The sequence below is a fragment of the Leptolyngbya cf. ectocarpi LEGE 11479 genome (genome assembly GCF_015207065.1).
GTDB classification, from domain to species: domain Bacteria; phylum Cyanobacteriota; class Cyanobacteriia; order Phormidesmidales; family Phormidesmidaceae; genus Leptothoe; species Leptothoe ectocarpi.
Genome location: NZ_JADEXP010000036.1, coordinates 1 through 21,030 on the forward strand (window position 1 = coordinate 1; position 21,030 = coordinate 21,030).

Sequence of the window (21,030 nt, forward strand, 5' to 3'; positions counted from 1 at the left end):
AGGGGTAATGCAGGAGTTAGAGCCACTTTCCAGTTCAACCTTCTAGATGTGTATACACCATGGCTAGTCCCTCCGGGAAGGCTATGCCAACGACTCCGCTCAGGGAATGCTTACCCTTATTTCTCAGAAAGCTGTTTTAGCTTCTGTTTTAACAACAGCATAAAAAACGGTAAATCATCCAACAAATAACGCTTCCACAGTCGTCTGGGCTCAGATAGCAAGCGATACATCCACTCCAGACCCAGGTTACTCCAAAACTGGGGAGCCCTGGGTTTGTTCCCCGCCTCAAAGTCAAGGGCCGCCCCCACCGCCATAAAGATTTTTACCCCTGGCATTTGGCTACGATATTTTGCAATCCACAATTCCTGTTTAGGTGCGCCCACACCCACCGCCAGAACAGTGGCACCAGAAGCATTCACAATGTTAATAATGGCCTGACATTCCGCTTCATCCTTTTCAAAGCCAAAGGACGGAGAATGGGCCGCTATGACGATATTGCGCCCGATTTTAGCATTGATATTAGCCTGGGCCTGTTTCGCCACACCTGCAGCCCCCCCCAGCAAAAAGAGAGTAATCTCCGGGTGGTTTTTATGATAGTCGCAGAACAATGGCAGTAAATCAGACCCCGAAATTTTTGCTTTTAGGGGTTTGCCCAACAACTTTGACGCATACATCAAAATCTGACTGTCGCATACCTTATAGTCTGCCTGGCGATAGGCGTCACGAAATTCGTGGTTGTCTTGCAGTTTCATCAGGTGATCCACGTTGGGAGTGAATATCACACCCTTGGTCAGTTCGGATAAAAACTGACGCTGGGAAACATTGTCAATTTCCACCCCTAAAATTTCTACCCGTTCCCGCAGCCTTGTCCGCTGTCGTGCGAGCATTCCGGCTGCTGTAGAGGTTAAAACAGCAACACGAAACAGACGTTTATATTCAGAAGGGGTGGGTCTGGGCAGAACCTGCTGACTCATGGGAAATAAGGAAAGTAGTCTGATTAGAATGTTCCCTAGTCACAGCCAAATGTCACCCGGTGGCCCATCTGGGCGTTAGCCAGAGCAAACTAAAACCCCCGCATCTTCAGAGACACAGGGGTTTTCAGGATAAAAAATATAGAAAGTCAAGAGCATGGATTCGAGTGGTAAACGCAGCACTGCTGTAGACCGTTTATGCAATCTGATGGGACGGGCTCTCAAGAGGGGTAACTACTCTCAATCACATTGACATCAATAACACCTGGCATCTCTACTGGCTGAGCGCTGATGCGTGCCAGTACTGACAGCAAAAATCCTTGGGGAGGCAGGTAGCTGGGCCGCTTAGCATTCATCGCGATGGCTTTTGCGATCGCATCTTCTAAATCACCATTTTCTAAAATCGTGCTTATTATCCACATGCGTACGTAGATTAGGGAACTGCTTCTATATAGTCTTTTGATCAAAGGCAAAAAGCATCGGCCAATTTAACTAGATCTTCATACGCAAATTTGACTAAGTGTCTGTTTTTGCGGTCTAAGCAACCGCTAACCGCGTCTACGTATTAGGTAACATTTCGACACCCTATTTTTGTCAATTGACGAAGAATCGCGAATATTTGCAAGGTTTCACGGAGGGTGGCTGTAACTTTAATTTCGCAGTTAGATCACAGATTAGACAGTTTTTTAACTGTCCAGCCCAACGACCAAATTTTTAAACTACATATATTTTTACAGTTTTCCTGACATTACCGAGCTGAGTATGACTCTTTTTGTAAAGTACTGATAAATTTCAAGGGTGAGCGGCCCGCAGCAAAAAGGCCCCGGCAACTGCCAGGGCCTAACGGGTTATTGCCGACTGGAGCGGCGTGGGCTATCGCCTAATCGATTTGAAGGGTACGTAGGCAGTTTCTGCGTGGTACAGATGGCAGTGATCGACAATGCCGCGCATAAAGTTCCAAGTAAACTTTTCTTCGCGAATGCGGACGCGATCACCCCAGGCGGCTTTCAGACTTTGGTGAGCCTGACGCAGGTTATAGGATGGAATACCCGTGGAAATGTGGTGGGGCACATGGACACTAATGTCGTGGCACAGGACTTCGATCCACTTGGGATAGTCGCAGTGGACGGTGCCTCCTAGCTGTGACTCAACCTCATTCCAAGTTTCGACGGGGCGAAACTGAATGTCGGGTGCTGTGTGGTGTACCAGGGTAAAGGTACTCATCCAGAAGTGATAGCCCAACCAAGGCATTAGCCAGAACTTCACCCAGCCCCATACGCCTAGGGTGGCAATCATGGTGGGAAAGACAACGGCGGCAAAGATAACCACAGCCGCGATGGAAATTTTAGCCTTACCTTTATCCCGTTCGGAGAAGTTACTGAGATCAAAGTGAATGCCGGCCCAGTGGATAACCGAGGCGAGCCACCAAACCCGACCACGCATCAGCCAGTAGGCTGTTTGCATGAGCTTATTTTCTGATGTAAATGTTTCGACATACCAGGGATGCCAGGCATTATCGACTTCCTGCTTGTTGGTGTGGCGATGGTGGTGGTCATGGAGCAGTCGCCAGGGATGAAACGGGTAGATCAGCGGCAAAAAGGCGATATGGCCCACCAGGTCGTTGACCCAGCGTCTTTTGGCAAAGGAGCGATGACCACAGTCGTGACCAACGACAAACCAGCCGGTGAGGGCGGTGCCTGCAAAAAACCAGGCAATGGGTAGCAAAAACCAGGGTGATAGTGCGATCGCAGCATACCCCACAATTGTCATCACAATGCTCAGAGCCACCTGTTGCCATGCCTTACGAGCATTTTTCTCAAAACATTCCTTAGGGATAGTCTGAATCACATCCCTAAGGGTGACATTGGCCATGGACTCGAGCCGATCGGTTGATACCCTACCAAGTGTTGCGGTCATAGATTTTTCCATACTCTGAATAGAACACAGTCGCCGTTACCCACTAACGCCCAGGGGCTGGGTGGGTAGCCTGCTAACTACCCTGATAACGGCACAAAAAAACGCACTACAGCCGGAATTGGCCTATCATGCGCCGGACTAAGCCCCCATGGGGCAGGCAGCTCTGCTTAAGATTTATTAGGGCTGCGTAACAAATTGTTTAGATTCTACTATGGTGTGGGTTTTTGTTGGGCCATAGGGGACTTATTGCTTAAAAAAGGAGCAGATTACCTGGGTGGCAATATCATTGGGAGTCTGTTTCCCCTCGCGGCTGACATAAGCGTGGGTACGGCAGTTATAGCGACCCATGGGCCGCCGTTTGTGATCGATTTCAACGACGGCTCGATATTCCCAGTAGTATTTAGCGCTGCGGGTGATTTTTACCACGCATACCTGGTGGTCAGCCACCGTGCGACACAGGGGGGCTGCCTGGGCTGCTGGCGTTAGGCCAGCGGTCAATGCCAGACTCAAACCTAGCAATGCCAGTCGTTGGACTATTGTGGGCACGGCCATCTTTAGTAGCATCTGTTTGTTTTTATACTTGTTGCGTTCTGGACAGCTCGGAAGAGACTTGTAATAGTAAATCTGCGTTTGTATGCTTGCCGTGGTCAATTGAGAGCTGAGCCAACTCAGCTAGAACTGCTCTCCAACCATAGGCAGATACCATTGTTCGCAACGCACGAGTCAAATTACTATCCATAGAATTCTAGATTTTCTTCAGGTTTTCTTAAGGCTCTATTGATAATAAGCTGCCAAAAATATCAAACGCATCCGTGTCGCTGGGGATGCAATACGTTTGTTTTGCCTGTATGTACGCCTGCTTACTGCGGATTATTACGTAGATAGTTTTGGGGATAGTTCTAGGGAGTGGATAATGAGTTTGCTTGATACGATAGGCAGTTGTACCGAGATTGAGATGCGATGGAGCTAGCCAGACGCTATCTAGGCCTGCTGGGGTGTGTGGTTGCGATCGCAGCCTGCGAACCCGTTACCACCAACTTTGCCACCACCGACTACAGTGCCACCGCCACGGTTACCTACACCTGGCAGGTCCGCTATAACCGCGATGACGGTCGCGATCGCCCCAACGACACCCGTCTCGAAAAGTTTGCCTCCGTTTCCCTGGCCAATCAGAATGGCGTACGTCCTGGTCTGGCGGTTACCGGACCCGATGAAGCCGGTTTGTGGTGGCCTGCATTACCCCCTAAACCCACGGTTGACGACGTCGAAGTCCGCCAGAACGACAGCGAGCAGCCAGAAGTGCCTGAACTGATTAAATCCGTCGACTATCAGTTCACATTTGATCAAGCCGGTCAGACGGTTACCTTACCCACTAGCTCTAAAGTTTATCGCCAGGCAGTTAAAGCCCATGCAAATCAGCGCCCTCTAAACGTCATTTTGGGACCTCGGGATCAATCGGTGATCAACGCTGAAATTCAGTAGTCATCGTTGCTAACTCCTAATATTTATTGAGATCTATAGCAATGACAATATTTTTCTTTCAGGAATAACTTATTATTCCGGTGTAATTACGGACATTTCCTGTTTTTTGATTGCTGATTATCAGCATACTTACATCGATTGATCGGCCAGCGGGGTTGTGACTACCAGCCAGAAATGGCTTGAGCACTTGCCAAAAATCTAGCTGACCCGTGAGTCGGGAACGTTCGGTTGCTTAGAAATAGTGGGAGTAGGTCATGATGGCATCTCGTTACCGATGGATGTTGTTCCCAAGTCTTAGCCTTGGCTTAATGGCTGGTTTATCGCAGGCAGCGCTTGCCCAAATGATCCAGCCGGATATCGGTACTACAGGAACGGGGACTACTGCTAGTCAAACCGGAAATCAGTTCAATATTACCGGTGGGGCATTGTCGGGGGATGGCACCAACCTCTTCCACAGTTTTAATCAGTTTGGTTTAACAACAGGTCAAAGCGCGAACTTTATCACAGCTCCAGCGGTAAACAATGTTCTGGGCAGCGTGGTTGGTGGAGCTTCCTATATTGATGGGATGCTACAGGTGTCGGGTAGCGATGCCAATTTGTATTTGGTGAATCCGGCCGGTATTGTCTTTGGTCAAAATGCCACACTCAATTTAGGGGGTTCGTTCACGGCGACCACTGCTACTGGTCTGGGGTTTGGCGATGATTGGTTTAATACCCTCAGCAGCAATGATTATGCACAGCTGCTAGGCACCCCTAGTACCTTTACATTTGCCGGTAATACGGCAGGCACTATTGTCAATGAGGGCGATTTATCCGTTGATATTGGCGAACATATCACCCTGCTGGGGGGTAGTGTCATCAATACAGGCACCCTTAACTCGCCTGAAGGTAGTACAACTGTAGTATCTGTGTCTGGTAACGCTCAGGTAACCATTAGCCAAGAAAACAGCCTTTTGAGCCTAACGTTAACAACGTTGCCGACAACCTTGAGCAGTTCAGTTCCCGTCGGGTTTTCTCCGGTTGATTTACCGGCGTTATTAACAGGGGCCTCTGAAACCATTGGTGAACCGTCATTAGTGGCGCAGGATGATGGTTCAATTATCCTGGTAAATACAAACACAACTATTCCAAATTTGCCTGAGTTAACGGTAGTAGCAGGGGCAATTGATGTTGGTGGAGAAACTGGTGGCGATGTCGCTGTGTTGGGCAATCAGGTCGCCCTGGTGGATGCTGAGATTGTTGCATCTGGGGATCTGGGTGGAGGCAATGTTCGCGTTGGCGGTGGTTATCAGGGACAGGATAATGTGCCAAATGCAGAACGAACCTATGTTAGCGAAGGTTCTGTGATTAATGCCGATGCCCTGACGAGTGGTGATGGAGGATACGTGATCCTCTGGGCAAATGACCAAACGAGTTTTTATGGAGATATCAGTAGTCGAGGGGGGCAAGGAGCTGGGGATGGCGGCTTTGCTGAGGTATCGGGCAAAGATACGCTGATCTATAGAGGTAATGTCAATTTACTCAGCAGTCGGGGAGAGACAGGAACCCTTTTATTAGATCCTCTTAATATCCGTGTCGTTGCCGGGAATGGAGGTGCTCAGGATACAGAACTGGATGATGGTCGAATTTTGTTGGCCGATGGCCCTGGCGACACTTTTACGATTTCTGAAACCAAGCTAGAGAGTCTAGATGGAAACATTGTTTTAGAAGCAGAGAATAATATTGTAATTGAGAGCCTGAGTGATGGAAAACTTACGTTTCAGGCAGGCAGCGGCAGCGTAACCTTTACAGCTGATGCCGGTAGTAATGGTGGTCAAGGTGATGGTCAAGGTTCCTTTTTAGTGGGGCCATCAACCACTGAGGACACATTAGTAGCTCCTGATGGATTTCTTATTGAGACTCAAGGGAGAGATATTACTATTTCAGGGGCTAGCATTGTTATAGGAGATATTGAAACTGAGGGTGGTGATGTTGATCTCACTGCCACAGATGTCAATGTCATTGTTGGCTATATCGATAGCAGTGGCGATAGTCAAGGTGGCAACATTACTATCGATGCAAACAATATTTTTAGGGCAACCAACACTATCACGTCAGGGGAGAATATTAGTGGTCCTGTGAGCCTGATTTCAGTTGCCAATCTTGTAGAGATCGGAAATGATACAATTCTGCAAGGAGGAGAGATTAAAGTTACCTATGGAACAGCAGGTGAATTTGTCGTTGGGGCCATCACCGTTAATGACAGCAACGAACAAGTTTCTCCGGCAGGTGTTACCGAAGAGATAGCATTATTTTTCGCTAACGATCCTGAGTTTAATGGTTTTCAATCGAACCAGAGTGGTAGTAGAGGCGCTATTGTCTCCAAAAATGGCAATGGTAGTGTACAAGCCATATACATTGATGAACCAACTGTAAGTTCTGATGTTGATAATAATGGCGATGGAAACTTTGACGATAGGATTTCTATTGACTTTCAAGAAAAAGAAGGAATCAGGGAGCGGCTAGAACGAGAGCGGCTAGAACGGGAACGACTGGAGCGGGAGCGACTAGAACGGGAGCGACTGGAGCGGGAACGGCTAGAACGGGAACGGCTAGAACGGGAACGGCTAGAACGGGAGCGGCTAGAACGGGAGCGGCTAGAACGGGAGCGGCAGGAGCGGGAGCGGCAGGAGCGGGAGCGGCAGGAGCGGGAACGGCAGGAGCGGGAACGGCAGGAGCGAGAACGGCAGGAGCGAGAACGGCAGGAGCGGGAAGAGCAAGAGCGGGAAGAACAGGAACAGGAACAGGAACAGGAGCAGGAACAAGAAGAACAGGAACAGGAGCAGGAACAGGAACAGGAACAGGAGCAGGAGCAGGAACAGGAGCAGGAACAGGAACAAGAAGAACAGGAGCAGGAGCAGGAGCAGGAGCAGGAGCAGGAGCAGGAGCAGGAACAAGAAGAACAATCAAATACAGACGCAGATTCTGAATCAGAAACCGCTAACTCAGATGCTGATGAGTCTGATAACACATGTCAAATATTCTTCTCCACTGCATTGCTAGATGTAACGGCTTTCGTACCCGAGGAATGTCAGGTTGATTTTAGGTCTTCTGAGCCATGAGCTTTGTTTCTGCTTTGGTTTTGGGGTTGGTATCTTTAGTATCTGCTGAATTAACAGGTTACCTGCTTGTTGATTTCATAGAGATGCCATCGCCTTGGCTGACATTAAGCACTACTCAGTTCAAAGTAGAGTCGGAACAGCTGGCAGCCCAATTAGAGCAAGAAGGCGTCAATTACTATAAAACAGGCCAGTTTGAGTTAGCTCGTCAGACCTGGCAAAGATCTTTACAGCTCTATCGTGAGCAAGATAATCGTCAGGCAGAAGGCAATATCCTTAACGAGCTAGGCATGGTCCACAGAGCATTGGGGCAGTATGCAACAGCAATTACTTACTATCAGCAATCGTTAGTGATTCAACAAGCGCTTAACAATGTACAGTCTGCGCGCCGAGTCTTAGGAAACTTAGGTAATGCCTATGCTTTAATTGGTCAATTTGAGCTAGCAGAAGAGTATCAGCTCAAAAGCTTAAAAATCGCCCAAGATTTAAATGATCCACACCGAGAAGCGGTTTCGCTCATCAATCTAGGATCTATTTATTTGGATCAGGGGCAACACCGAGAAGCAATTAATCGCTATGAAGACTCAATTAGTATTCTCGGGAAATTAGGTAATACCACAACGACTGCCTATGCATTAATTAATCTCGCTACAATTTATTATGTTTGGCAACAGGATTATGAGAAGGCGATTAGCCACTACCAGCAAAGCTTAAAGCTATCCCGTGCAGCTGAAGATCGCTGGCTAGAGGCAGAAGCTCTCTCTGGGATCGGATTGGTTAACGAAGGGATGCTCAACTATGAAACTGCCTTAGCGTACTACGATCAGGGATTATCCATATTTAACGAGATTCACGCAAAACGCTCAGCCGCAAAGGCATTGAATAATCGGGCTCACACATTACTTGCCTGGGAACGGGCTTTATCTCGTCAGACAGTTGACTCAGAAAAATTAGCAGAGGCAGAACACAACCTGCAGCAGGCAATCGCTATTTTAGAGGATGCTCGCAATGATTTAAATACGGATGCTAATCGCATATCTCTGTTTGATATTCAAGTTAATACCTATAACTTACTGCAGCAGGTTTTAATGGCCCAACAGCAGCCAGAGGCTGCCCTTGAAATGTCTGAACAGGGACGTTCTAGAGCGTTTTTGACTTTGTTCTCAGAACAGATGAATATTGCACCGACACCGCCAAATCTACAACAGATCCAGCAAATTGCTAAAACCCAAAATGCAACGTTGGTAGAGTATTCAATTATTCCAAAAGATGATGTAATTCATCAGGGTAAGGAGCGGGGTAATGCAGGCGAACTGTACATTTGGGTTGTCACGCCAGCCGGTGATTTTAGTTTCTATCGGCAACCACTTGATGACGCAGGGATTGTTTTAGAAAATCTGATTAAAATATCGCGTATTAATATTGGTGCAAGAAATCGAGCTAACATTAATGTTGTTTTTACAGAGCCTGCCCAAACAAATTATGCGCTTAAACAACTTTATCGCCTGTTAATTGACCCGATTCAGGAGATGTTACCGACTGATCCACATGCGCGGGTTGTTTTTATCCCTCAAGGTGAACTGTTTTTAGTACCCTTTCCAGCTCTAATGGATGCCGACGATAATTACCTGATTGCGAATCATACGGTGCTGACCGCACCGTCCATTCAAGTATTGGATCTGAGCCATCAGCTACGTCAGTCCAGAGAGCCTGTTGTCCTATCGGATTTAAACCCCGACCAAGCCTTAGTGGTGGGTAATCCGGTGATGCCTGAGGTCTGGAATGCCAAGGCCGGTGAAAAAATCGCATTATCGGATTTACCAGAGGCGCAGTGGGAGGCAGATGAGATCGCAACCCAACTCAAAACCCAACCTCTCCTCGGCTCCGCTGCCACAGAAAGCACCGTCCGCCAGCATATCGAAGCCGCCCAGCTAATTCACATGGCCACCCATGGTCTACTGGAATACGGCAATCCCCAAGACTCAGGCATCAGCGATATCCCTGGAGCCATTGCCCTTGCACCCGATCCCAGCCACAACGGTCTGCTAACGGCTGCAGAACTCTCAGAATTTAACCTTAACGCTGATTTAGTCGTACTCAGTGCCTGTGACACTGGCCTTGGTCAGCTCAGTGGTGACGGCGTCATTGGCCTGGCCCGCTCACTCATGACAGCCGGAGCCCCCAGCGTCATCGTCTCCCTCTGGTCCGTCCCCGATGATTCCACCGCCACCCTGATGGTGCGCTTCTACGACTATCTACAAGCAGGCAACGATAAAGCCCAAGCCCTCAGATTAGCCATGTTGGATACGCAAAAAAAATATCCTGACCCCGGCTCTTGGGCCGCATTTACCCTGATCGGAGCCCCTGGCTAGGGGCCGCAGGGTGGTGGCAAAGAGACATTTGTAGAGGCGTTCTATGGAACGCCTCTACCAGGTTGGTTGAGGTTTTAAATATTGGTGCTTTGGGGAATATTGGCCGGGTGCAAATATTCGTAGGGCGTAGGTCTGACGGCATTTCTATCGTCAATTTCAATCTCAATGTCCCTGAGACGCTTTTGAAATGCCTGCAGCGGAGCTTTGACCTGAGGGTCCTCAAAGTAGCCGTCGTCATACTCACCCAGACGAGTGTAGTAGAGCGAACCGAGGGGGTAGGTCATGTTCATTTGGATTTCGGCCTGGTCTAGTGTGGGCAGCAAATCCAAATAATCTTGCACCGTGGCGGCGGTGCCAGGTGCTGGACGGTAGCCAGCCAGGGGCATATTGGGGGCATAGGTCATCAGGGTCGATTGGGGAAAGTTGACGGCGGCGTGCTGGGCGCTGCCGGTAAAGACTAGCAGGGTGATTGCATCGATCAGGTATCCCAGGGTGTAAATACCTGGGGTAGCCTGGTCTGGTGAAGATTCGCCTACATCCGAGAGACCGCCTTTTTTCGGGTCTAGTAAATCAGCTAGCCAGTTCTGGAGTTCTGTGTCCTGGCCCACGGCTTGATCGCTGTCATAGTAGAGTTTTAAATAGGCCGATACCCACTGGTGAATGGCGTCCCAAATCAGTAGGGCATCATCTCGGTAGGGATAGTCGGGGAGCTGCTCAGGATTGTCCACACCCCTGCTGGCAAAGGTTTTAGGAATCATTGACTGATTAAAGCTAAAGGGGTAGCCCTTGACGCCCTGGGCCGAAATCCGCAGGGATTCTTCAATCGTTCCCCCCAGCACCTTGTCGACGGTGCCGCCTGGATTGATCAGTCCTCGCAGGGCCAATTCATTGATAAATAAGGTGCCTTCAAAGTGGGGCGTTAACAGCACATTGATGGGATGGTTGGGGGCAAGCTGCTGATAGGTGGCGAGGATAAACGCTTCGAGCAGTAAATGGGTGCGACCCAGGTGAGAAATAAGCTCATGGTAGTTACCATCGGCGATTTGGACGATGGTTTTAGCCATTAGCCAGGACCATTTTTGAGACTGGGGGGTACCCGGTGGCGGTGGGGTAAAAATGGGTTCGCCCGGTTTCTGGCTACATTGAATGGCCACGGGCACGAGCGATCGCACCTCAGAGTCTCCCGCCGGTACCGCAAATAGAGCCAGGGGAGCCCACAGATATTTCTGTGTATCCGCCACCTTGCCCGTTTTCACCCCCTCTAGAACGTCATAATCAGCTAAATAAAGACGGCCTGCTGACCCGGCTTTTGCCAGGGAATCCTGGTCTCCCATGACGGCTTTATACTGAGCCTCGGTGACAGGAAATTTATCGGGCAGGGTGGTGACTTGTACAATTACCAGGGGATTAGCCCCGGCCACCCGTTGCGCGGCAAAGTCGCTGTCTTGGTCAAAGGAGTGACGAATGCAGGGCAGGTAGATCAGCTGAAACAGGTCGTCGTAGGGTTTGAAATAAGTCTGATAGTCCAGCAAACTGTCCCCTAAGGGTTCTGAGCTAGCTGGTTGCAGGTCCGTGACATGGGCGGTGGGGGCACTGACAATTTTGGCCAGCTCGGTTACGCTTTTGGCTATAAACTCGGTATCGGCTTGGAGTTCGACTTCAATTTTTTCAGCGGCTGTCTCGCGAGTTTTGGGTTGAAACCGTCGCTGAATAAAGAACTGAATCCTGGCTAGCAGACGCTGCAAAAAGTTAGCCTTACCCGGATCGTTGAGCAGGTTGTAAAGCCAAATTGTACTGACTAGACGAACGGCAGAACAGAGTTGCACGCCCCGCTCGTTGATTTCTTGCAGCCGCTGGTTGGTGCTAACCCTCAGCAGTAACGAAACGGCGTCTTGAATCCATTTAAATTTGCTAAAGGACTGTTCATGCTCAGCTACCTGTTGCGCCATGGCCACACCGGGTAGCTTGGTGGGGTCGTATTGATAGTGCTGACGCTGCTCTTCTAACGCTGCATGACGTGCGGTACCGTTAGGATCGTTTTGGGGCAGTGAAGGAACCATGAGTTCATCGCAAAGCAACATCTAATGGTAGTCGCCCCTTCGCCCAACGTCGTTACTTGGCAGAAAAGCTAGATAAAAGTCTAGATTTCTTCTGATATCTAATTTTTAGAGGGTTTGGAGCGTTAGTTTTCAAAAAAGTTGGGATGGGCAAGCTGGTAGCCGGCGGCTTTGATTTTGGCGTTGGATACTTTGGCGTTGTAGGGCCGGGCGCTGGGCTGCGATGGGTCCCATTGGACGGGGGCTAGGTGGTTGCGATCGCACACCCGCTCAATCAAGTCCCTAACCGTGGGAATCTCGTCCTGGACCAGGTTGTAGATGCCCGAGAGGGAGTGCGATCGCGCAAACTCAATGGCCCCCACAATATCACTGCGGTGAATCCAGTTGGCCCACTCGCCGCCGTTGCCCGGGCGCGTCTGTCCGGCTGCCCGCCCATAGATTCTTGCCAAGGTGCGTCCTGGACCGTAAATCCCTCCCAGGCGCAACACACATACCTTTAGCCCCGACAACCCCAGCAGCGTTTGCTCCGTCGCCGCAATCACCTCACCATTGGCCGTCGCCGGTTGCACCGCTGTTGCTTCAGTCACCACCGCGCCGTGGTGCTGGCCATAGACCGAATAGGTACTCGTATAGATCAGCTGCTGCACCTGGGTATTGGGCAACACCTCCGCCAGCGTTTTCGCAGTGCTCAAATAGGTTTCTTCGTAGTTGGCTCCTCGCTTTGACCCGACACAGACCAGTACCCTTTGCTGATCCAACAGACAGTCCTGCAGGTCTTCTAGATCCGTACCCTTGAGCACCCGGACTCGATCCGCCACAGTTTGTAACTCTTCTACCCGCTCTGGGCTAGTGGTCGTTGCCGTAACCGTCAGACCCTGCTGCCGCCACAGACGCGCCACCTCTTTGCCCACATAACCACAGCCAATAATCGTCACCTTTTCCCCTGTCTTTTCGGCCATGCCCGCTCCTATCCGCTACATTGGAATACTGGTTGATTTAGTCATCCAATACCCTACCGGAAAGCCTCCCTCGCCCCCAATGACCACCTCCGATTTCCTCAGTCAGCTCAACGCCGCCCAGCGTCAGGGCGTCGAACATTTCTGTGGACCCCTGCTGGTGGTTGCCGGAGCCGGATCCGGCAAAACCCGCGCCCTCACCTACCGCATTGCCAATCTAATCCTCAACCATCGCGTCGATCCCGAAAATATCCTGGCAGTCACCTTTACCAACAAGGCTGCCAAGGAAATGAAGGCCCGCATCGAACGCCTGTTTGCCGAGCAAGAAGCCCTGGGGCGTCACAGCAAGCCCCTGCACCTGCTCCCCGAATACGAACAAACCCAGCTGCGCTCCTACGTCTACAAAACCTTTATCAAAGACCTGTGGATTGGCACCTTCCATGCCCTCTGCTCACGGATTTTACGCTTTGACATCGAAAAATACCAAAGTCGTGCCGGTCACCGTTGGACCAAAGCCTTTACCATCTTTGACGAATCCGATGCCCAGAGTTTAATCAAAAATATTGTCACCACCACCCTCAACCTGGACGATCGCAAATTTAACCCGCGCTCTGTTCGTTATGCTGTCAGTAATGCCAAAAACCAGGGCTTTGACCCCGACGAATACGAAAAAGAAAACCCCACTTTTAAAGGACGAGTCATTGCCGATGTCTATCGCCATTACCAAAAAGGACTGGCCCAGAATAACGCCCTCGACTTCGATGACCTGATCCGCATTCCCGTCCTGCTATTTCAACAAAATGAACAGGTGCTAGATTACTGGCACCGACGCTTTCGCCATATGTTGGTGGACGAATATCAGGACACCAACCGCACCCAGTACGATCTGTTGCGGCTGCTCGCCACTAACAACGCCCCAACCACCAAAATATTTGATGATTGGAATCAGCGGTCTATTTTTGTCGTGGGCGACGCCGACCAGTCCATTTACTCTTTCCGCGCTGCTGACTTCACCATTCTGATGAACTTCCAGAGTGACTTTGGGGATGGTCTATCGGACGACGACACCCGCACCATGGTGAAGCTAGAAGAGAACTATCGCTCCACCGCGAATATTCTCGAAGTAGCTAACCATCTAATCGAAAACAATACCGAGCGGATTGACAAAGTACTCCGTGCTACACGGGGTACAGGAGAATCCATCTTCTGCTACAAAGCCGATGATGAGAGAGTAGAAGCCGACTATGTTGTCGGCCAGATTCGCATTCTCATGGAAAAGAATCCTGAGCTAAAATGGGGAGACTTTTCCATTCTTTACCGTACCAACGCCCAGTCCCGTTCCTTTGAGGAAGTCCTCACCCGGTACAGCGTGCCCCATAAAGTTGTAGGGGGGCTTAAGTTCTACGATCGGCGAGAGATTAAGGACGTGCTGTCCTATCTGCGGTTAATTGCTAACCCTGCAGACACCATCAGCCTCAAGCGGTCCATTAATACTCCCCGGCGTGGCATTGGTAAAACCACCATGGATAACTTAGAAAAAGCCTCCGGGGAATTAGGTATGCCCCTATGGGAAATCTTGTCAGACGAAACATCTGTTAAGACCCTAGCAGGTCGCTCTAGCAAAGCGGTGATGGGCTTTGCCAAAATGATCCAAGGCTGGCAGCAAAAAGTAGAAACCATGCCTGCTTCAGAGCTGGTGCAAGAAGTGATCGAGGACTCAGGCTACATTAGGGCTCTCAAAGATAAAGGCACTGACGAAGATCTCGACCGCATCCAAAACGTAAACGAGCTATATAACGCCGTCATTCAGTTTGAGGAAGAAAACGAAGAGGCGACCCTACTGACATTTTTAGCTAGCGCTGCCCTCAACTCAGACATGGACGATGACAAGCAAGGAAATGCGGTTTCTTTGATGACGCTACATTCCTCAAAGGGGCTAGAGTTTCCAGTGGTATTTGTGGTGGGTATGGAACAGGGGCTATTTCCCAGCTTTCGCTCTTTGGATGATGCCGCCGCCATCGAAGAAGAACGTCGCCTCTGCTATGTGGGTATTACCCGTGCCCAAGAGCGATTGTTTTTGACCTATGCCCGCGAACGTCGTCTTTATGGCAACATGCGAGAGATTGCCACGCCTTCGATGTTTCTAGGCGAGCTACCCGAAGACTATATCCTAGCGAATACAGCTACTGCTTTGCCCAGGCTGCAGGCAACTCCTAAGCGAACAGCCAAGCTAAAGAATCCTGAACCTAAGGTGCAGAAACCAGGCAGCCACGAAGATGATTGGGGCGTGGGTGAAAAGGTTATCCACAATGCCTTTGGGGAAGGTACTATTACCCACATTTTCGGTGCTGGCAATAAAATTTGTCTGGCAGTTAAGTTTCCCGGACTAGGTAAAAAGATTATTGATCCAAGGGTGGCGACACTAACGCGAATTTGATCTTAATTTTATAAGCTCAATATTTTAGAACGCTGATAGCTCGACCTTTGAAATCGAAGACTATAGATGATATCTTGCTTAAGCAAAGTGTCAGTGCAGTATATATCTCATTATCGCTATACTCAAGAAAAAATACAGTTCTTAGTTCAGAGTACCTTGTTTGAGGGGAAAACTTCTTCACAATCAGATTTCTATTAGTCTAAAAGCAGAGAGCCGGATAGTCCTATGACATTCCAAGAACTCAAAAAGCTATCGATCAAACTGCCAGTCAGTGAACGTCTAGCACTCGTTAATCTAATTATTCAATCATTGCAAGACGAGGTGCTAGAGACACCTTTACCTTCGTCAGATGTGAACTTATCTGATAAAAGCCACATGAAACTCAGCATTAGTCAGGCTGTTGACCAAATGCGCGGATTGCTCAAAACTGAACAGCCAGTCCCGACTGACGATGAAGTAAAAATCATGCTGGAAGAACGACGCATAGATAAGTTCTCATGATCAAGATTTTGATCGACACCAATCTAATTCTAGATTTTCTGTTGGAACGACAGCCTTTCTTCAAGGACGCAGAAGCTCTGTTTCAGCTGATAAAAATAAACCAAATTACCGGCTACGTGACCGCAACTACGCTGACCGATATCTTCTACATTACCAAGCGCCATACCAAAAGTTTGGAAAAAGCTAACCAAGCTGTGTCTGTGATATTAGACGCACTACAAATCAGTCCTGTTAATCGCCAAGTTCTAGAACTGGCTTTATGCTCCAGCACGCCTGATTTTGAAGATGCTGTACAGGCTGCCTGTGCTATTACACAAGGCTTAGATGCTCTTGTTACTAGAGATGCAGATTTTGTGACTGAATTAGTTCCGCTGCTATCTGTTAGTGAGTTTCTGAAACAAGTCGCTGAAAATGAATAATCTCCTTTTAGCCAACGTTCATAGCCAGCGTCCCCTTCGACTCCGCTCAGGGGACGCTTACAGATTGATGCGGTTATGTAGGTAGACTTAGTAGTATGCGTTAGCCTTGATTTCTAGTTAATTTCTAGTCACCTTATAAAACAGCAACGGACGCTCTTATGCCTACTGACCTTACCCAGCAATGGGAAATTGCGCTGTCAAACTGTGCTCAGGAACCGATTCATATTCCAGAAATAGTACAGTTTTTTGGCGGGCTGATAGTTACAGACCGAGCGTTAGAGTATATCACCCATGTTTCTGACAACCTGAGTGCGATCTTAGGTCAAAATGACAGCTGGGCTAGCCCTGATATGCTGGGGCGTTCGTTAAGGGCTGTCTTATCAGGTGAGCTGGTGCATGACCTGAGTAACGCTTGCGGGGTCCCAACAGTAGTGGCTCAACGCCATCGATTAGGTATTTATGAGATTCAGGAACAGACCTTGGATGTCTGTGTTCACTGTAGCCCGACTCGAACGTTAATTGAGTTAGAGCCCGTCATTTCAAACTTGGATACCCATATGCCGTTGGTGATGCGAGCTAAGTCGATGCTCGAACAATCTTCCAGCTCTGAGCAATTACTGTCTCTCGCGGTGGAGCAATTGCGCGAGACCACTGGATTTGACCGGGTGATGGCCTATCGTTTTTTACCTGATGGTGCAGGCGAAGTCGTTGCAGAAGCCTGTAGCCCCAGAACGAATTCATATCTGGGATTGCGCTACCCAGCCTCTGATATTCCAGACATGGCTCGTACTTTGTTTGTAAGGACGGGGGTGCGTATCGTTGCAGATATTCATGCTACTGCCGTGCCGATTCTAGCGCTGGATGCAGCAGAGGCTCCCCTCGACATGTCTCTTGCGTTGATTCGTGGGGTATCGCCTATTCATAGTGGATATTTAGAAAATATGGGCGTGCGGGCCAGTATGGCCATTGCTATTACAGTTAATGGTCAGCTATGGGGATTATTTGCCCTACATCATTTGCAACCGAAGTTAATTTCTCCCGATCTGCGGACGGTGGTTGAACTGTTTAGACAATTGTTTTCTCTGCAGTTTCAACAGATATTGGCTGAAGAACGCTTTTGCGATCGCAAAAGCACCGCCTCCACATTAGATAAACTATTTGCCACCCAGTCTGATCCATCGACCCATAGAGACTGGAAAAATATCATCATTCAATCAAGCCAGGCGCTTTGCCAATTACTATCGGCCCATGGCGTGGCGTTTATCAGCGAACAACAGCTGTTGAAAAGCCATGGAGAGACTCCCCCTGAACCAGCGATATTAGTCCTGCTCAACCACTACAATGGCTACGCACAAACCGACATTATCACAACTGAGTGTTTAAACCACCTTGATATCCAGGGGATAGACACATGGGGGCTGACTGCTGGAGCCCTATGCTTTTCAATTCCTGCTGAAGAGCCGTTTTATCTTGTTTTCTTTAGAAATGAAATCATTCGCGATGTTCACTGGGCCGGTAATCCGAATGACCGAATCCTGGTAGAGGATGATGTCGCGCCGAGACTACATCCACGGCGTTCGTTTGAAGAGTACACAGAAATTGTCAAAGAGCGGTGTTCTCCTTGGACATCGTCTGATCTAAACATTGCCCTTGAAATCCGCACTGAGCTGATTCGTTTAGCTAGGGTTAATGTCCAAGATTTTCAACAACGTCAGCAAAATCTTTTAGTTGCAGAACTCAATCATCGGGTTAAAAATATTTTGGCGTTGATTCGCTCAATAGCTCGTCAAACGGAAAAGTCTACAAGTTCCCTAGAAGAGTACACAAAAACCTTAGAACGCCGAATTGCGGCGCTATCTGCAGCCCATGATCTAGTGACAGGCTATGGGTTAGAGTGGCCCAACCTCAGGAATCTGCTGGCCATAGAATTGCGCCCCTATCTCAATGATGTTAAGCCTCAAGTGAGCCTAACTGGGCCAGTAATCGGACTCAAAGCCAGTTTTGTGCCGACGTTTGTGCTTGTGCTTCATGAGCTAACATCCAATGCTGCTAAGTATGGTGCCCTGTCAGTCGTGTCAGGCAGTGTGATGGTCTCTTGGCACGAATTTAACGGCGGGATTAAGCTAATTTGGCAGGAGTCCGATGGACCGCCTATCGTTGATCCTCAGCGGCGAGGATTTGGTCAAGACCTAATTGAACGGGCGATTCCCTATGAATTCGAAGGTGAAGCCGTGCTCCACTTCTTGGCCTCTGGAGTAAAAGCTGAATTCTGGTTGCCCAATAGTCTTATCCGATGGGGACAGGAGCAAAACGGTGAAACCAGCTCTACTTCGACAACTTCAGATTCTGATACCTTAGCCCATACTGAGCAAATCAAAATTTTGGTGGTAGAAGATAGTTTATTAGTCGCCATGGAAATGGAAAACACGCTTAAAAAAATCGGGTTTGATGCTGTGACATCTGCTCCCAGCGTTGAGCGCGCCTTTAATTGTTTGCAACAAGATTGCTATCAGCTCTGTTTGCTAGATATTGATCTCAAAAAAGAAACGAGTTTTGAGGTTGCCTATTTCCTGCTTGAGCAAAGTATTCCATTTGTATTTACTAGCGGCTACAATTCCAAACATCCTATTCCTGAGTCCTTGAAATCCGTACAGCTTCTCAAAAAACCAATTGATGAGTCAAGCTTAAAAAAGCTGATCTATGACCTGCTCAACTAACCTGTAAACTGTGTATATATCATTTTATAAAAGTGAGATTTAACGAGTATTACAGGCAGTTATGGCTACCGTACTTATCTTTGAAGACGACATGCAACTATCTTCTTATTGGCGTAAAGTACTAGAAGCTAAAAATCATGCTGTATACTGTTGTGCAACCGTTAAAGATGCCTTAGCAATGGCTACAACAATTAGGCCAGATGTAATTGTTATGGACATGATGATTAAGGAGAATGGCCAATTTATCCCGGAAGGAGGGTTAACACTACTAACCCAATTAAAATTAAACTATGATGGCTCTCCGGGGGTGATTGGTGTGAGTGGATACAAACCGGGTATCTACAATCAATCTACAGCCTTAGAAATTGCCAAATATACGGGTATTGATCTTGCCCTCTATAAGCCTATTGCATCCGAGCAACTATTAGAAGCTGTTGAGCAACTGCTAGCAAATAATGTTACAGAACAATAGTAATATTAAGTAGGTTGACCCAATTAGGCTTCAGATCCCGAGGTCCCCTTCCGTCCCCCAGTGCTGGGCTACGGTGTGTACACATCTAGAAGATTGAACTGGAAAGTGGTTCTAACTCCTGCATTACCCCTCATCCTAAATCCTTCTCCCTTGGGGAGAAGGATTTTGAGTCTAGCTCCCCTTCTCCCTTGGGGAGAAGGGGTTGGGGGATGAGGGCTCGAAGCCTTGAGCTTACTCTCCGACTTATGTGTACACTGCAGCCAATAACTCACCTTAAAACTATCAGGCCTTTTTATCTAAAACAGATTTTCTGGGCAGTGGGAGCTTATTCCCCCCCCTTTTCAATTGAACGTCCTTCTTGACAACGGTGTTTGAGATTTTTCCCTCAAGTCCTGAAAATTAGCACTTAGACAAGGCAGGCTCGTTGCAGCTAACTGCTCTCACATTCGCGTCTAAATTCTCAACAATCTGCTGGCCTAGAGCCGTTGTCTGTAAATAAGCCAAAGCTGGCCGAATATATGTATAAACCTGGGTGCGATAAAACTCAGGAAAACCCAATTTCAGATCCTCAGGAGAACGATAGCCCAGGATTTGGTTCATTCCCAATTCCTCAAACTCGTAAAAAAGCGCTACGGTCTTTTGTAAATAACTGGGATCACTCAGCTGACCGATAAGGTCCGCAGCACGGGCTAGGCCAGGGTAGTGATCTGTAACCTGATAACCGGGTCTATCGGGTACAGGAAATTGAGTAAACGAGATATTGTGCTGAATAGCCCCTAAGTCTAGAACCTCATATTGGCTAAAATTTTCCTGCACAAAGAGTTTGCTCCGCTCAACATGGTAAGGGCTCAAACTAGCATCGGTTGCCCCTGGAGCTAGGGTAACCCAGCACTTATCTAGAGTCTGCCCTGTGGATATCTGGTATGGGCCTTGTACATAACGCCGCTGTGCTACATCATCTTGCTGGCAAACACCACCTACATAACCAATGTCGTGGCACAGCAGTGACACCATAAAATTGAGCCAGTCCTCACAGGTGACATTCCCTTCCTGCTGGTGTTTGCCATGTAAAATTTCCTGACCTACCAGACAGACGAGGATAGTATGCTCAACGTTGTGATACAGGGCCGTACTAGCACTTAACTTATCTAATACCTGAGCTGCGAATGCACTCAATAAAACACCATAGTCTGGCTGAAATTGCTGGCTAGGGTTAGTCGTCAAATAACCCAAGGGTTTACCCAGCATTTGGATATACTTCTCGTGCAGCTGATTTACACAAGATTGCTTCATTGAAGTTGCAGGATATAGCACGGTTAGGGGAGTTGCGTAAAAATGAACTACCAGTGGAGGCTGGGCTAGAAGAGCAAATTAAAAAAATATGGGTATGGCTAATTTACCCTTTTTGGGCGTGACTTCAGGCTTTTTTGTTCAATGAATGCATGAATCTCAGCATTAATGCTTCTTTTTGCGAACAATGATGATTTCGTCCTCATTGTCGATGATATCGATCACCTTTTCGATGGATAGTTTAGTCGATTTTGGTTGGGTAGACGTAGCATCGGCTCCTCTAGAGAGCAGCAATAGCAAAATGAAGGGAAATGATACGAAAAAAATCGGAGGCATCGCTT

At 48.4% G+C, this 21,030-nt stretch carries 16 protein-coding genes; 8 read left to right on the top strand and 8 right to left on the bottom strand.

Annotation, left to right across the window (positions count from 1 at the left end; genetic code table 11):
• Positions 1–116: 116 nt before the first annotated feature.
• The 4 genes from IQ260_RS06480 to IQ260_RS06495 form a co-directional block, all read right to left on the bottom strand.
• On the bottom strand, positions 117–974 hold the full coding sequence (locus IQ260_RS06480; RefSeq protein ID WP_193991955.1) for a WecB/TagA/CpsF family glycosyltransferase: 858 nt from the start codon (positions 972–974) through the stop codon (positions 117–119).
• Between the two features lie 218 nt (positions 975–1,192).
• Positions 1,193–1,393: a hypothetical protein gene (locus tag IQ260_RS06485; protein WP_193991957.1), complete on the bottom strand. Its 201-nt coding sequence runs from the start codon at positions 1,391–1,393 to the stop codon at positions 1,193–1,195.
• A 451-nt stretch (positions 1,394–1,844) separates the two neighbouring features.
• Positions 1,845–2,888, bottom strand: coding sequence for a fatty acid desaturase (locus tag IQ260_RS06490; RefSeq protein ID WP_193991959.1), 1,044 nt, complete (start codon positions 2,886–2,888; stop codon positions 1,845–1,847).
• A gap of 243 nt (positions 2,889–3,131) precedes the next feature.
• Complete coding sequence (locus IQ260_RS06495; protein WP_193991961.1) at positions 3,132–3,440, bottom strand: hypothetical protein; 309 nt, start codon at positions 3,438–3,440, stop codon at positions 3,132–3,134.
• A 408-nt stretch (positions 3,441–3,848) separates the two neighbouring features.
• Between IQ260_RS06495 and IQ260_RS06500 the strand changes: the two genes are divergently transcribed.
• The 3 genes from IQ260_RS06500 (at position 3,849) to IQ260_RS06510 (ending at position 9,840) form a co-directional block, all read left to right on the top strand.
• Positions 3,849–4,370, top strand: coding sequence for a hypothetical protein (locus tag IQ260_RS06500; RefSeq protein WP_193991963.1), 522 nt, complete (start codon positions 3,849–3,851; stop codon positions 4,368–4,370).
• A gap of 254 nt (positions 4,371–4,624) precedes the next feature.
• The gene (locus IQ260_RS06505) at positions 4,625–7,471 is read left to right on the top strand and encodes a two-partner secretion domain-containing protein (RefSeq protein WP_193991965.1); all 2,847 of its coding nucleotides are present in this window, start codon (positions 4,625–4,627) and stop codon (positions 7,469–7,471) included.
• Complete coding sequence (locus tag IQ260_RS06510) at positions 7,468–9,840, top strand: CHAT domain-containing protein (protein ID WP_193991967.1); 2,373 nt, start codon at positions 7,468–7,470, stop codon at positions 9,838–9,840. The genes IQ260_RS06505 and IQ260_RS06510 overlap by 4 nt, the downstream gene beginning before the upstream one ends.
• 74 nt (positions 9,841–9,914) lie before the next feature.
• Here IQ260_RS06510 and IQ260_RS06515 read toward each other — a convergent pair whose 3' ends face one another.
• Positions 9,915–11,921, bottom strand: coding sequence for a lipoxygenase family protein (locus IQ260_RS06515; protein WP_228015639.1), 2,007 nt, complete (start codon positions 11,919–11,921; stop codon positions 9,915–9,917).
• Between the two features lie 101 nt (positions 11,922–12,022).
• On the bottom strand, positions 12,023–12,856 hold the full coding sequence (locus IQ260_RS06520; RefSeq protein WP_193991969.1) for an SDR family oxidoreductase: 834 nt from the start codon (positions 12,854–12,856) through the stop codon (positions 12,023–12,025).
• On the opposite strand from IQ260_RS06520, the gene pcrA reads away from it, so the two are divergent.
• The 5 genes from pcrA to IQ260_RS06545 all read left to right on the top strand — a co-directional run bounded on the left by pcrA (position 12,855) and on the right by IQ260_RS06545 (position 19,399).
• Complete coding sequence (gene pcrA, locus IQ260_RS06525) at positions 12,855–15,290, top strand: DNA helicase PcrA (RefSeq protein ID WP_322744911.1); 2,436 nt, start codon at positions 12,855–12,857, stop codon at positions 15,288–15,290. The genes IQ260_RS06520 and pcrA overlap by 2 nt on opposite strands.
• A gap of 225 nt (positions 15,291–15,515) precedes the next feature.
• Positions 15,516–15,791 carry a hypothetical protein gene (locus IQ260_RS06530; protein WP_193991971.1) on the top strand — a complete coding sequence of 92 codons (276 nt, stop codon included), beginning with the start codon at positions 15,516–15,518 and terminating at the stop codon, positions 15,789–15,791.
• The gene (locus tag IQ260_RS06535) at positions 15,788–16,210 is read left to right on the top strand and encodes a type II toxin-antitoxin system VapC family toxin (RefSeq protein WP_228015640.1); all 423 of its coding nucleotides are present in this window, start codon (positions 15,788–15,790) and stop codon (positions 16,208–16,210) included. Before IQ260_RS06530 ends, IQ260_RS06535 begins: the two co-directional genes overlap by 4 nt.
• 158 nt (positions 16,211–16,368) lie before the next feature.
• Complete coding sequence (locus IQ260_RS06540) at positions 16,369–18,927, top strand: HWE histidine kinase domain-containing protein (RefSeq protein ID WP_193991973.1); 2,559 nt, start codon at positions 16,369–16,371, stop codon at positions 18,925–18,927.
• A gap of 61 nt (positions 18,928–18,988) precedes the next feature.
• Positions 18,989–19,399, top strand: coding sequence for a response regulator transcription factor (locus IQ260_RS06545; protein ID WP_193991975.1), 411 nt, complete (start codon positions 18,989–18,991; stop codon positions 19,397–19,399).
• Positions 19,400–19,798: 399 nt separating this feature from the next.
• Here IQ260_RS06545 and IQ260_RS06550 read toward each other — a convergent pair whose 3' ends face one another.
• Both IQ260_RS06550 and IQ260_RS06555 read right to left on the bottom strand, forming a co-directional pair.
• A complete protein-coding gene (locus IQ260_RS06550; protein ID WP_193991977.1) occupies positions 19,799–20,692 on the bottom strand; it encodes a metal-dependent phosphohydrolase in 894 nt (297 codons plus the stop codon).
• Positions 20,693–20,854: 162 nt separating this feature from the next.
• Positions 20,855–21,025: a hypothetical protein gene (locus IQ260_RS06555; protein ID WP_193991979.1), complete on the bottom strand. Its 171-nt coding sequence runs from the start codon at positions 21,023–21,025 to the stop codon at positions 20,855–20,857.
• Positions 21,026–21,030: the final 5 nt, after the last annotated feature.

Excerpts from the sequence above, each read along its gene's own strand:
- IQ260_RS06480 (WP_193991955.1), bottom strand. The coding sequence starts at position 974 with ATGAGTCAGCAGGTTCTGCCCAGACCCACCCCTTCTGAATATAAACGT.
- IQ260_RS06510 (WP_193991967.1), top strand. The coding sequence starts at position 7,468 with ATGAGCTTTGTTTCTGCTTTGGTTTTGGGGTTGGTATCTTTAGTATCT.
- IQ260_RS06550 (WP_193991977.1), bottom strand. The coding sequence starts at position 20,692 with ATGAAGCAATCTTGTGTAAATCAGCTGCACGAGAAGTATATCCAAATG.
- IQ260_RS06505 (WP_193991965.1), top strand. The coding sequence starts at position 4,625 with ATGATGGCATCTCGTTACCGATGGATGTTGTTCCCAAGTCTTAGCCTT.
- IQ260_RS06535 (WP_228015640.1), top strand. The coding sequence starts at position 15,788 with ATGATCAAGATTTTGATCGACACCAATCTAATTCTAGATTTTCTGTTG.
- IQ260_RS06515 (WP_228015639.1), bottom strand. The coding sequence starts at position 11,921 with ATGTTGCTTTGCGATGAACTCATGGTTCCTTCACTGCCCCAAAACGAT.
- IQ260_RS06545 (WP_193991975.1), top strand. The coding sequence starts at position 18,989 with ATGGCTACCGTACTTATCTTTGAAGACGACATGCAACTATCTTCTTAT.
- IQ260_RS06540 (WP_193991973.1), top strand. The coding sequence starts at position 16,369 with ATGCCTACTGACCTTACCCAGCAATGGGAAATTGCGCTGTCAAACTGT.
- IQ260_RS06555 (WP_193991979.1), bottom strand. The coding sequence starts at position 21,025 with ATGCCTCCGATTTTTTTCGTATCATTTCCCTTCATTTTGCTATTGCTG.
- IQ260_RS06520 (WP_193991969.1), bottom strand. The coding sequence starts at position 12,856 with ATGGCCGAAAAGACAGGGGAAAAGGTGACGATTATTGGCTGTGGTTAT.
- IQ260_RS06490 (WP_193991959.1), bottom strand. The coding sequence starts at position 2,888 with ATGACCGCAACACTTGGTAGGGTATCAACCGATCGGCTCGAGTCCATG.
- pcrA (WP_322744911.1), top strand. The coding sequence starts at position 12,855 with ATGCCCGCTCCTATCCGCTACATTGGAATACTGGTTGATTTAGTCATC.
- IQ260_RS06495 (WP_193991961.1), bottom strand. The coding sequence starts at position 3,440 with ATGGCCGTGCCCACAATAGTCCAACGACTGGCATTGCTAGGTTTGAGT.
- IQ260_RS06485 (WP_193991957.1), bottom strand. The coding sequence starts at position 1,393 with ATGTGGATAATAAGCACGATTTTAGAAAATGGTGATTTAGAAGATGCG.
- IQ260_RS06500 (WP_193991963.1), top strand. The coding sequence starts at position 3,849 with ATGGAGCTAGCCAGACGCTATCTAGGCCTGCTGGGGTGTGTGGTTGCG.
- IQ260_RS06530 (WP_193991971.1), top strand. The coding sequence starts at position 15,516 with ATGACATTCCAAGAACTCAAAAAGCTATCGATCAAACTGCCAGTCAGT.